This is a genomic window from Pseudomonas sp. AKS31 (assembly GCF_023634765.1).
Classification (GTDB): Bacteria; Pseudomonadota; Gammaproteobacteria; order Pseudomonadales; family Pseudomonadaceae; genus Aquipseudomonas.
Map to the genome: position 1 here is coordinate 63,556 of NZ_JAMLFX010000007.1, position 11,453 is coordinate 75,008.

Annotated in this window: 13 protein-coding genes; 7 read left to right on the plus strand and 6 right to left on the minus strand. The window is 55.2% G+C overall.

Annotated elements, in window-relative coordinates:
- Positions 1-139 precede the first annotated feature (139 nt).
- The 3 genes from M9827_RS18765 (at position 140) to M9827_RS18775 (ending at position 2,703) form a co-directional block, all read left to right on the plus strand.
- Positions 140-1,354, plus strand: a complete 1,215-nt coding sequence (locus M9827_RS18765) for an MFS transporter (RefSeq protein ID WP_250606568.1) — start codon at positions 140-142, stop codon at positions 1,352-1,354.
- A 229-nt stretch (positions 1,355-1,583) separates the two neighbouring features.
- Positions 1,584-2,369, plus strand: a complete 786-nt coding sequence (locus M9827_RS18770; protein ID WP_034154648.1) for a sulfite exporter TauE/SafE family protein — start codon at positions 1,584-1,586, stop codon at positions 2,367-2,369.
- Positions 2,370-2,376: 7 nt separating this feature from the next.
- Entirely contained in the window at positions 2,377-2,703 is a 327-nt protein-coding gene (locus tag M9827_RS18775; protein WP_250606569.1) for a hypothetical protein, read from the plus strand.
- Here the strand turns inward: M9827_RS18775 and M9827_RS18780 are convergent.
- The gene (locus M9827_RS18780; RefSeq protein WP_250606570.1) at positions 2,700-3,164 is read right to left on the minus strand and encodes a GNAT family N-acetyltransferase; all 465 of its coding nucleotides are present in this window, start codon (positions 3,162-3,164) and stop codon (positions 2,700-2,702) included. The two genes, M9827_RS18775 and M9827_RS18780, sit on opposite strands and share 4 nt — an antisense overlap.
- Positions 3,165-3,372: 208 nt before the next feature.
- Here M9827_RS18780 and M9827_RS18785 point away from each other — a divergent pair, with 208 nt between their 5' ends.
- Entirely contained in the window at positions 3,373-3,942 is a 570-nt protein-coding gene (locus tag M9827_RS18785) for a DUF4174 domain-containing protein (protein WP_250606571.1), read from the plus strand.
- 173 nt (positions 3,943-4,115) lie between these two features.
- Here the strand turns inward: M9827_RS18785 and M9827_RS18790 are convergent, their stop codons facing one another.
- Both M9827_RS18790 and M9827_RS18795 read right to left on the minus strand, forming a co-directional pair.
- On the minus strand, positions 4,116-4,736 hold the full coding sequence (locus M9827_RS18790) for an HNH endonuclease family protein (protein ID WP_250606572.1): 621 nt from the start codon (positions 4,734-4,736) through the stop codon (positions 4,116-4,118).
- Positions 4,729-6,096 (minus strand): AAA family ATPase, encoded by a 1,368-nt coding sequence (locus M9827_RS18795; protein WP_250606573.1) that lies wholly within the window; start codon positions 6,094-6,096, stop codon positions 4,729-4,731. Before M9827_RS18795 ends, M9827_RS18790 begins: the two co-directional genes overlap by 8 nt.
- 492 nt (positions 6,097-6,588) lie before the next feature.
- Here M9827_RS18795 and M9827_RS18800 point away from each other — a divergent pair, with 492 nt between their 5' ends.
- Together M9827_RS18800 and M9827_RS18805 are read left to right on the plus strand one after the other, a co-directional pair.
- Positions 6,589-6,915 (plus strand): DUF6124 family protein, encoded by a 327-nt coding sequence (locus M9827_RS18800; protein ID WP_250606574.1) that lies wholly within the window; start codon positions 6,589-6,591, stop codon positions 6,913-6,915.
- Between the two features lie 16 nt (positions 6,916-6,931).
- Positions 6,932-7,198, plus strand: a complete 267-nt coding sequence (locus tag M9827_RS18805) for a hypothetical protein (RefSeq protein WP_250606575.1) — start codon at positions 6,932-6,934, stop codon at positions 7,196-7,198.
- A 123-nt stretch (positions 7,199-7,321) separates the two neighbouring features.
- Here M9827_RS18805 and M9827_RS18810 read toward each other — a convergent pair whose 3' ends face one another.
- The 3 genes from M9827_RS18810 to ampC all read right to left on the minus strand — a co-directional run bounded on the left by M9827_RS18810 (position 7,322) and on the right by ampC (position 10,344).
- On the minus strand, positions 7,322-8,191 hold the full coding sequence (locus M9827_RS18810) for a hypothetical protein (protein WP_250606576.1): 870 nt from the start codon (positions 8,189-8,191) through the stop codon (positions 7,322-7,324).
- Positions 8,192-8,264: 73 nt separating this feature from the next.
- Complete coding sequence (locus M9827_RS18815) at positions 8,265-9,020, minus strand: YaaW family protein (protein WP_250606577.1); 756 nt, start codon at positions 9,018-9,020, stop codon at positions 8,265-8,267.
- A gap of 157 nt (positions 9,021-9,177) precedes the next feature.
- Positions 9,178-10,344: a class C beta-lactamase gene (ampC, locus tag M9827_RS18820; RefSeq protein WP_250606578.1), complete on the minus strand. Its 1,167-nt coding sequence runs from the start codon at positions 10,342-10,344 to the stop codon at positions 9,178-9,180.
- Between the two features lie 160 nt (positions 10,345-10,504).
- Between ampC and M9827_RS18825 the strand changes: the two genes are divergently transcribed.
- Complete coding sequence (locus tag M9827_RS18825) at positions 10,505-11,377, plus strand: LysR family transcriptional regulator (protein ID WP_250606579.1); 873 nt, start codon at positions 10,505-10,507, stop codon at positions 11,375-11,377.
- The last annotated feature ends 76 nt before the right edge of the window (positions 11,378-11,453 follow it).

Consider the following 11,453-nt stretch of genomic DNA (forward strand, 5'->3'; position numbering starts at 1 on the left):
AAGCGGTGGATCAATCAACACTTCAGTGCATGAAAGAGCGCATTCGCGAGCAGGCTCGCTCCCACATTGATCGAATAGTGAAGGTTGTTTTTGTATACAATCCGTCACCGCTATTGATCAAAATGGAGCCGCCCCCGTCATGACCGACCCCGCTAGCGCCGATTTCAGCCGCGTCGACCGTACCGCCCGTGCGGACAAACTGCCTTATGCCGCGTTGCTGGCGTTCGCCATGACCGGGTTTATCGCCATCCTCACCGAAACCCTGCCTGCCGGGCTGCTGCCGCAAATCGGTGCCGGGCTCAACGTCAGCGAAGTGTTCGCCGGGCAACTGGTGACGCTCTATGCCCTCGGCTCGATCGTCGCGGCGATTCCGTTGACCGTCGCCACGCGCGGCTGGCCACGGCGGCGGGTGTTGTTGATGACGGTCGGCGGGTTTCTGTTGTTCAACACCGTCACCACATTTTCCAGCCATTACGGTCTGACCCTGGCCTCGCGCTTTCTCGCCGGGATGGCGGCGGGCCTGTCGTGGGGGATCATGGCCGGTTATGCACGCGGCATCGTGCCAGTGCATCAACAGGGGCGGGCGCTGGCAATTGCCATGCTCGGCACCCCGGTGGCGCTGTCGCTGGGCACGCCGGCGGGGACGTGGCTGGGTAATCTGATCGGCTGGCGTGCGTCGTTCGGGATCATGTCGGCGCTGGCCCTGGTGCTGGCCGCGTGGATCGTGATCGCGGTGCCGGATCGTCCGGGGCAGGCCAGTGACGAGCGTCTGCCGCTGCTCGCATCGATGCGCCTGCCGGGCGTGCGGCCGGTGTTGTTCGTGGTGCTGACGTGGATGCTCGGGCACAACATTCTCTACACCTATATCTCACCGTTTCTGATGCAGGCCGGTCTCGCCGATCGGGTTGATCTGGTGCTGTTGGTGTTTGGCCTGTGTTCACTGGGCGGGATCTGGATCATCGGTCTGCTGGTGGATCGCTGGCTGCGCTGGCTGACCTTGATCAGCCTCGCGGTGTTTGCATTGACCGCACTGGTCTTGGCGCTGGCTGCGCCGTCGCCGCTGATCATTTATGCCTGCATGGCGGTGTGGGGCTTGTCGTTCGGCGGCTCGGCCACCTTGCTGCTGACCTCCGCGGCGGATTCGGCCGGTGAACATGTCGACGTGGTGCAAGCGATGCTCACCACTTCGTGGAACGTAGCGATTGCCGGGGGCGGGTTGTTTGGTGGCTTGTTGCTGGATCGGGCCGGAGCGATGTCGTTTCCGTGGGCGTTGTTGATTCTTTCGCTGATTGCCCTGGCCACGGTGTGGATCAACAAGACCCACAGCTTCAAACCGGGGCGGCGAGTGCACTGAATCTTGTGCATCACACATTCTCTGTGGGAGCTGGCTTGCCAGCGATTGCGGTGTGTCAGTCAACGGATCAGCTAACTGACACGACCTCATCGCGGGCAAGCCCGCTCCCACAGTGGAAAGGGTGGTGATTGCAATATTGCATAACGATAGACCGCATCGATATATGTGGTTATAAGAAAAATCGCTATGCTGCGGGCCAGATTTTTCCTGTCGTTTTTCTGGACGGTTTATGGAATTGGCAAATTTCGGCCTGGTGATTGCCGGGCTGGTGGTGGGTTTTATTGTCGGTATGACCGGTGTCGGCGGTGGTTCGTTGATGACGCCGATCCTGCTGTGGTTCGGCATCAACCCGGCGACGGCGGTGGGCACTGACCTGCTGTACGCCGCTATTACCAAATCCAGTGGCGTACTCGTTCACCGCAAAAACAAGAACATCGACTGGGCCATCACCGGCTGGCTGACCCTCGGTAGCGTGCCGGCAGTGGCCATGACGCTGTGGTTCCTCAGCACCCTGCACACCGCGCCGGACGCGATGAACGCCATCATCAAACAGGCGCTGGGCTTCGTCCTGTTCGCCACAGCGCTGGCGATCTTCTTCAAAAAACGCTTGCTCGACTTCGCCCACAAACGCGCAGGTGGCAACTACAACCCGAGCGGTTCGCGGCTCAACGTGATGACCGTGATCACCGGTCTGATCCTCGGCACCATGGTCGCCCTGACTTCGATCGGTGCGGGCGCCCTCGGTACAGTTGCGCTGTTCATCCTCTATCCGCTGCTGCCGACCCGTCGCCTGGTTGGCACCGAAATCGCCCACGCCGTACCGCTGACACTGGTTGCAGGTCTCGGCCACGCGAGCATGGGCAATATGGATTGGGGCGTGCTGGGCTTCTTGCTGGTGGGTTCGCTGCCGGGCATCTGGCTGGGCAGTCACCTGACCGGACGCATCTCCGATGAAGTCCTGCGCCCGTGCCTGGCGACGATGCTGGTGTTGATCGGTTACAAACTGGCGTTCTGATCCGGCCATGAGTGAATCCACTGTCCATTGCGATGGCCGTCTTGCGATCACCGTCGAACCGCGTGAAATGCGCATGAGCCATTGGCTGTATGCGCCGCGTGTGGTCGATCTGCAGCGCGAGCAAGTGCTGCTGGATCTGAGCGAGAGCCTGTGGGATTTGCTCGGTACTGCCGACGAAACGGCCAATGGCATCGAACTGGTGTTGCGCAAATACCCGGGTGATCGGGCGTCGGTGAGGTTGAGCGTTGAACTCGACGGCGGTGAACTCAAGCTCGGTGGACAACCCGTCGCCCCTTCGCAATTGCTCTCGGCGCTCGATTCAGCTTTGGCTTAACGCTCAATGACGTATTTCATCACCGTCACCGGCAAATCGTCGTAGACCAGTTCTTCAACCACTTCCCAACCCAGTCGTGCGTACAGCGACTGCGACGTGTCGGTGTACAGATACAACTCCCGCACACCCAACGCTTTCGCTTCTGCAACCACTCGATTGACCAGTTGCGAAGCAATCCCGCGACCGCGCTCCTCAGCCTTCACATAGACGCCTGCCAGCCATGGCGTCAGGTTCGGTCGCAGCTTCAGATCGCTTTCGATCAGCAGCGCACCGCCCAGCAAACGTGAACCGTCGAGTGCCACCACGACGCTGGGCACTGCACCTTTGCCGCAGGATTCGCGCATGTGTTCTATGCGGTGCTCGACGGTTTGCCCGGGACGAAACTCGCCCCACTCCTTGAAGTTGAGCGTGGCCAGTTCTTCGATCAATTCCGGGTGATCGCACAGGTAATCGATGTGCATGCGGGTGAACTCCATTTCATGAGCAGAACCACCACCCTAATGCGGTCATAAAAGGTAATCAAATCCGAGTTGCGATCACCTCGACGATGTTGCGCAATGCCGTGCCTGTCCTAAGCTTCTGACAAGGCGCTACATATTTGCCGGGGTCACCCGGAACAATCGCCACGATGCGCAATCATTAGAGCGTGGATATCAAAAGGAGATGCGCATGCTCATCAGGTCATTGACCCTGACACTCTTGCTGGCGATTGCCGGCCCCTTGTTCGCCGCTGACAACGATTCGCCCATCGCCGGGGATATGGGCCGTTTCCGACCGCTGATCGTGATCGCGCAAAGCACCGTTGACCCCGTGTGGGTCGCCCTGAAAAAGTCGCTGGAAGACCCCGCGAACAAAAAAGGCGTGACCGACCGCAACATCAAGGTCTACACCATCCTCAACATGGCCGGCCAGCTCGACGGCAAAGACATGGGCCAGCAAGACACCATGGCGCTGCTGCGCTCGCTGAAGCTGGGCGCCGGGGCGTATCCGAAAGTGTTCCTGGTGGGCAAGGACGGCGAGACCAAACTCTCGGCCTCGGGGGATGAAGCGAAGGCGGTGGACTTGAAGAAAATCTTCGACACCATCGATGCCATGCCAATGGCTGAGAAGGAAGCGGCCGCTGCGGCCGCCGCTCAGGCACCGGCCGCCGCCGAGCCTGAACCGGCCAAAGGTGCGAAAGGCGCCAAGCCGAGCAAACCGGCAAAACCGAGCAAGCCACCGGAAATGCCGGATGATTGATCGCATGGCCTGAATCAAAAAAATGGGCGACCTCAGCAGGTCGCCCATTTTTTATTGCTCGCGAAAAGATCGCAGCCTTCGGCAGCTCCTACGCAGGTCTCATGTAGGAGCTGCCGAAGGCTGCGATCTTTTGATCTTGCCGTTTGCCTGTTAGCAAGCTGCTATAAGCTCCTTCACGGCAGAATCTGGCGAATTACGTTGACCAAAACCGGAGAGAAGGGCTGAAGTAGGCCAGCTTGAGGCGTCAACAAGTCCTCTAGGAGGATGCCCAAAAGTTCTTCGTCTTCTAGTCCGTCCGGCCGCAGGCCACCAGTGAAGATCAGGTCATCCACCATTCTTTTACGTTTTTCGATCAGTCCGCGATTGCTTTCTTCGGTATCGCCCAGATTCAGCGTCTTGATTGATTCCGTGGCACGGTCGGTTTTGCCGACCACGCGCCCGGACAAATAAAACTTGAGCTCGGTTTCGCACTCCGTCATGAACGGTGTCACTTTGAGCGGCTGAGTCTTTCGACCGTGCCCACAGTGAAGACGGTTTTCGCAACTGGCAACGATATTGCTGAAATCCAGAGTGCGCGCAGGAAATGTATCCTGGGCTGCAACGTGTTCATTGTGCGCGGCGCTCACGGAAATGGACTGGCAGCAATAAGCACAAAGCCCGAATTGCTCGGTGATACAAGCGGTGCGAACGGATTGACGTTCTTCAGCGGGTAAATCGCGGTAAGTAGCGGTGTGGTTTCTGATCTTCCATTGCGTCAGCGATGCTGGCTCAGCTCCTTTGAGAATCTTACGCACTGCGCAACTCCAGTTTGCGGATCAGCAAAGCGGCTTTGGCCAGTTCGATGTGTCCCTCGGGCAGTTCACTTGAAAGATCGGCGAAAAGCTTCTTGGCTTTTTTCAGCTCACCGTCCTGTAAGCATTCCATCAATTGATTCAGACGCTTCTGAACGTCACTGTTGCGAATGTCGGTGTCCATGACTTCCAGTAGCACCTGATTGGCATCCAGACCGTACAAACCGTTGTGTTCGTGGATTTCGCCGTCATTGAGCACGTAAACCAGCACATCCTTGGCGTCGCTGATCACCAGCGGTGAATGGGTGGTCAGGACAAACTGGCAGTTGGGGAAGGTTTCGCTCAATTGCCGGATCAGGCTGCGCTGCCATCTCGGGTGCAGGTGCAAATCAACTTCGTCGATCAGCACGATGCCGTCGCCGTGCAGCGGGTTGTCCAGCGACTGGTTCATCATCGCCAAGCGACGCGCAATGTCGCCGACCATCGCCATCATCGACTTCTCACCTTGGGAGAGTTGAGCGACGTTGAGGGTGACGCCGTCCTTGTCGATGGCCATGTGCAGGCGCGGTTTGCGTTGCACTCGCAGGTTGGTGAAACCGGGCATGAACGCGGCGATGGCCGAGCGCACGGCGGTTAACTGGCGGTCGCGGGAGGAGGCTTTCAGATTGGCCAGGGTTTTCCAGACGTCGCTGTCGGTGCCGAATTTCTCGGAGATTTCGGCCAGTGCGGTGTCGGAAATGCCGGTCTCGTTTTCACTGTCTTCGCGCTCGCGGAACCATTCGAAGAAACGGCGGAAGTCGACGCCCCGGTTGAGAGAGTTGTCGTAACCGTCGAGTTGGTCGAAGGTGTGTTTGGTGCGAATTTTTAGCGGGATCTCGAGTACGGAGCGTTCGACCGGGTAGTAGGCAATCAGTGGCAGAGAGGCTTTGTTATTGGCGGTAAGTTGGGTGCGGTAGTGTTCTGCGAGCAGAGTCACCTCGCCTAAAGAACTATGGAATGAAGCCTTACGTCCTTGTTTGGCACGAGCAATGCCCCATACAAACATTTCGCTTTCTTGGGTTGCGTCCCCAGCAAGTGCCCTTGGATGCGAAACGTCAGATACGCCGATAGTTATTACGCTCCCTGGAGCGCCGTTTCGAATGTCTTCATCAGCGAGGTGGTTACCACTACCTTTTTCAGTGCGAATTCGTGCGATGAGCCAGCTTAGCGAGGAGGCAAGCGATCCTAAAAGAGTAGTTTTTCCGGCGCCATTGTTTCCGACCAGGACCGTAATTTTCGAGTGATGTTTTAGGGTCGGGGCAAACACCACGCTCAAATCGGAAAATGGTCCGACATTGGTGAGCTTGAATCCTTTGATTTCCATTACAACGCCCTTTGCCGCGCAGTCGATTTGAATGCTTTGGCGCGCATTATGTCATCCCCGCCCACGGATTGATCCGGTGCAGTGTAGATACAACAAATTCATTCGCTAACCCAAAGTCGTTGCAGCATGTGCCGGCCGAAATGTCTGACACAAACCCCCTTCAACCCCCGTGGATTTTTCCTGCAAGTCGCGGCGGCAGTGGTGAACTGGTGGGTTTGGGGGAGGAGGGATAGTCTTCTTTGGCCGCTGCAAAAAACAGTGGTCGGATGTGGAAGTCCGCTGGATAGAGAATGAAACAGGCTTTCATAAAGCGCAGTGCGACATTATTTATGTCAACATTGCCGCGTTTATGGCGGCTGTGCGCGGGAGCACTTTCGAGTGCGCCGGGGTTTCGTTCTCTTCCCAGGTCTTCCACACCTGCGTACAGCTGCCACCTTTCATGTGGAAGTGAGTTTGGGTGGCCTTCTGAAATTCAAATAGAGAACTTCTGACATGAAAAAACACACTCCAAACCCTCCCGAATCCCCCATGGATTCAGGATCCTTCGACGCCAACAACCCCCGCTTACGCAACCCGCATCACCCTGATCCCATCAGCCATCTCTTCACCATCCTCCCCGATATCGATACGCCCACGCTGCTCTGCCACGCTTGCGAAACCCTCGCTTCACTGAACGTTCTGACCACCGATCTGGCCGCAGAACTTCAAGGTTCACCGCGCAGTCTTGCCCTGTCGATTCAACAGTTGGCCGTGCTCGGCGAGTTGCTGGTCAATCGGGCGCTGGACAATCTCGATCCGCCGGTGGCGGCGCAACATTGAGCAGGGAGGTTCAAACATGACGCGATACATTCCGATTACCGGGATCGACTGCAAGATTCCCTGCCTGCTGATCGACCGCGACGCACCGGTGGATGTGCTGCATGGCACGGCGGCCTACCGTTTACGCTGTGTGACGCAATTGATGGAGACCCTGGCGCAAGGTGACGGCAAGGGCCACGACGCCTTGCTGTTGCAGGATTTCGCCCGGGTGATGGCGATTGCGTTGCGGGACAGTTGCGACTTGATGGATGTCATCGGCTGGAAGCTTCAGGCGCAGCTTTAAGAGTTGATTAAGCCAATCGAGAAAGTTGTAAAAATAGCTGAAGCTATTGTTGTTTCGGAGCAAAAGCCAAAAGGTGTTTTTGTGGGGTACGCCGCTTGGTTTAACCAAACGGCGTTTTCCTCCTTATTTTCCGATGCTGCTAAGAATAGCCGTGGCAAATAAATCTATGCTGGTTACGAGTATCAGTGTTGAAACTATTGCATAGAAGAAATTCGAGGGTGAAAGCTTTAAGTAAGCGAATATCCCTTGCGTGAAGTTTAGTGCGTAACTAATTATCCCTATGATGATGAGGGTTGATCCGGTTATGTTGCCAATATAAGGGACAATGCTGATGCTGCTTCCGTTTCTTAGAAGATAAATGCCTGCCACTAAGATTGCTGCAGCGATTGTGTAGTTTCTAAGGTGGTCGAAGAAAAATTTTAAAGTAATGTCAGTTTTTTTAACGTTTATGAACTGTTCGAGGAAGCCTGAGTTATTTGTGTTCTCTGGTTTTCCATCTGGTTCGTAGTTTTTGATTGGGATTGCACGATAGTCAGCTTGTTTCCAAGTGTTTTTGCCGCTGAGGATTTGCCAAGGTTTTAGGTATATTGGCGTGCACTCCGATTTTACTCTTTCCCAATCATGTTTTAATAAAAGAGAAATTCTTAATGTGAAGTCATTTATATCTGTTGTGCTTCCTTCGATTAGTTTGTCCAGAAAGTCAATTAGTTCGATGTCGAAATGGTCTTTAGGGTTAAGTAGTGTTGCCAGGCTGTTTCTAAAAGAGGCGATCTCTGGAGTTTTTTTGTTATTTTTCTCTTCAGTGATAACTCTCGCTATCTCATTTGAGACTTCTCGAATTTGGGCACGCCACTTTGTGCGTTCCCCAGTAATTTGAGCAATTTGAACAGATTTTTCGTCTTTTCTTAAACTAAAAAAAGATCCGATCCAGGCGCCTAGTAAAGCAATGCCCGCTACCGATAAGTAAGAGGAGATAATGGGTGCAAATTCCATTTTGGGTTATCTTTTTTAGAGGGGTTAGGGGTATTTAAGTGGCGACTGAAACTTAACAATCGCCCTGGCAGGCTTAACTGAAGTTCACATCCGCAGCTTGCTTTTCATACAAGTGTTTTTGTCTCAATGCGGCAACTTGTATTACTGCTGGAATGGTAACGCGGTATGCCGGACTTGCGATGTCCACAGCAGTCCATGCACCTGTGATTGCCCAACCAATTGGGCCTGTCAAAATGGACATGGTGCGCATTAAGGTGGCATTTCCGGCCAGCGACAATCCACGCCCAATAATTGCTTTAAGCACTGCGTTAACAATTATGAGTGTCAGTTGGTAGGATTTGAAGCCGCCTGCACGAAAGACAGCCTGGAAAATACCTACTAGGCTTTCAGCGGTCATTAGATTGATGTTGCTTACGCCAATGCTTTCTGCAAGTTCTTTCAGTTCCTCGGGACTCATTTTTTCTAATGCATCTGTGAGGATCTTCATTAGCAGGTTGTTTTCTATTTTTTCTGTGCTGGACTCTTTGCTGTAGTTGACTTTCATTTTGTCGCATACATCAATGAGGATTTCCTTATAGGGAACCCCTTTGCCGCCACGGAGCAAGGTTGCAAAGGTATTTGCCCCAAAACACTGGATTTCAGCGGCAATTAACTCCCAATATTTCTTATGGTCTGGATAGTGATTTTTGTAAGTTTCATTATATGTTAGTTCCTCGGTGAATCGGACGCTGCCGTCCTTGTCGTGGGTGAGACAGTAGACCAGATCATTCAATGAGTCCGAGTCCAATTTAGAGAAAAAAACAAGATCGGCATCTTCTCTGTAAGCCATTTTTCAATTCCTTTTTGACGTTGATAGCGGCGTTTGAATGATTTCTAGACTGGCGGAGGAAATCGATTGGATCCGATGTCTCTCCGCGAGATAGAAAAGCTATCAAAAAGCCACTACCTAGTCCATTGCGCCGGCGTTGATAGCCGTTATTTGGGCATTAGTCAGTCAGGGCACTGAGGATTTTGTGGGCGATCTTCACCCGCTCAGGAATCGGGAAGTTCTTGTTGGCCATGATCACGATGCCCACGTCTTTGCTCGGCACAAACGCCACGTAGGTCCCGAAGCCACCCGTCGAGCCGGTCTTGTTGATCAACACATCTTCAGGTTGCGGTTGCGGCGGACTCAGCCAATGCACCTTGTGCGCCTCCATGGCCATTTCTGTCGAGTTGCCCGCCAGCAAGCGGTCGAGGCTGATCGGATAGCGGTACATTTCCCAACCGAGGCCTTGGGTCATGTCGCCGACGGTGTAGTAACCGGTGTGGGTGTTGGCGATGGTTTTTTGCAGTACCGCTTCCAGCGTTTCAGGTTTCAGGTTGGCCTTTACGTAACGCAGCATGTCCACCGCGCTGGTTTTCACGCCATAGGCCTGCGAGTCAAGCGCACCGGGCGTGACGCGCACAGGTTTTCCGTTCTTGTCATAGCCCTGCGCATACAGGTCTATTTGCGCGGCAGGCACGCTGAGGTAGGTGTGCTGCAAACCGAGTTTAGGCAGCAGGGTTTGTGTCATCGCCTGATCAAACGGTTGGCCGAGGCTTTTCGCGGCCAGATAACCGAACAGGCCCAGACTCGGGTTGGAGTACTGGCGATGGCTGCCGGCGGGATATACCGGTTTCCACTGTTGGAAATAGCCGAGCATCTTGTCAGACGAATCCGCGTCGTCCGGGAATTGCAGCGGCAAACCGCCGGCACTGTAGGTGCCCAATTGCAGCACGCTGATGTTGTCGAAGGCGCTGCCTTTCAGATCAGGCCAGAGCTGATTGGCCTTGGTCGACAGATCGAGTTTGCCAGTCGCCTGGGCGTAACCGGCGAGGGTGGCGGTGAAGGTTTTGCTCACCGAGCCGATTTCGAACAGGGTGTTTTCGCTGACTTTCTGCCCGGTGTCTTTGCTGGCAACACCGTAGTTAAAGTAATGCGGCTGACCGTTGATGGTCAGCGCTACGGTCAGGCCGGGAATGTTCTGCTGCTGCATCACGGGCGTTACCGCGTCGTTGACCAACGCTTGCAACTGCGCATCGCTGGGTACGGCGGCGAGACAGGCTGTGGCGCCGAAAAGCAGGCCGAAAGCGGCGCAGGAAATGACTTTGCTCGATTGAATGGATGGCATGAATGAACCACTCTCCATGAGTGTTGATAGTGTTATCCCGCTACACTGCGGGCGTCTTCTTTGTTGGGTGGCTGATCAGCGTCGCCAATCTAGTCAGCGCGGCGCCAATCGACAAACGATGAAAACTCGCACGAGCCATTAGAAAAATTTGGGACTGGGCATGATTCGACCACAATTGCCGCTCAACGCACTGCGCGCCTTTGAAGCGTCCGCGCGTCATTTGAGTTTCACTCGCGCGGCCGTGGAGCTGTGCGTCACACAAGCGGCGGTCAGCCATCAGGTGAAAAGTCTTGAGGCGCAACTCAACGTCACCCTGTTCAAACGCCTGCCCCGTGGGCTGATGTTGACCAGTGAGGGCGAAACCTTGCTGCCCGTGCTGAGCACTTCGTTCGATCACATCGCGCAGATTCTCGAGCGCCTCGCCGGTGGACAGTATCGCGAAATGTTGACCGTCGGCGCGGTGGGCACTTTCGCCGTCGGTTGGCTGTTGCCGAGGCTGTCTGACTTTCGGGCGAAACATCCGCTCATAGATTTGCGGCTGTCGACCAACAACAACCGTGTGGATGTCGCGGCGGAAGGGCTGGATTACGCGATCCGTTTTGGCGCCGGGGCGTGGCATGGCATCGAGGCGACGCGTTTGCTTGATGCACCGCTGTCGGTGTTGTGCGTGCCGGAAATCGCCCGGCAACTGCAATCGCCGGGGGATTTGCTGCAACAGACGCTGCTGCGTTCCTATCGCACGGATGAATGGCCGGAGTGGTTTCAGGCTGCCGGTTTGGCGACCCATGCGGCGCCGCCGCAGAGCATAGTGTTCGATTCGTCATTGGCGATGATGGAAGCGGCGTTGCAGGGCAGTGGCGTGGCGCTGGCGCCGCCGCTGATGTTCGCCCGGCAACTGGCGGCGGAGGCGATTTGTCAGCCGTTTGCGATTGAAATCACCACGGGCAGTTACTGGTTGACGCGTTTGCAGTCGCGGCCGGAAACGGCGGCGATGCTCGCCTTCAAAAACTGGTTGCTGCACATATCAAGCTGACACAAACCCTGTAGGAGCTGCCGAAGGCTGCGATCTTTTGATTCTGTTTTTAAGATCAAAAGATCGCAGCCTTCGG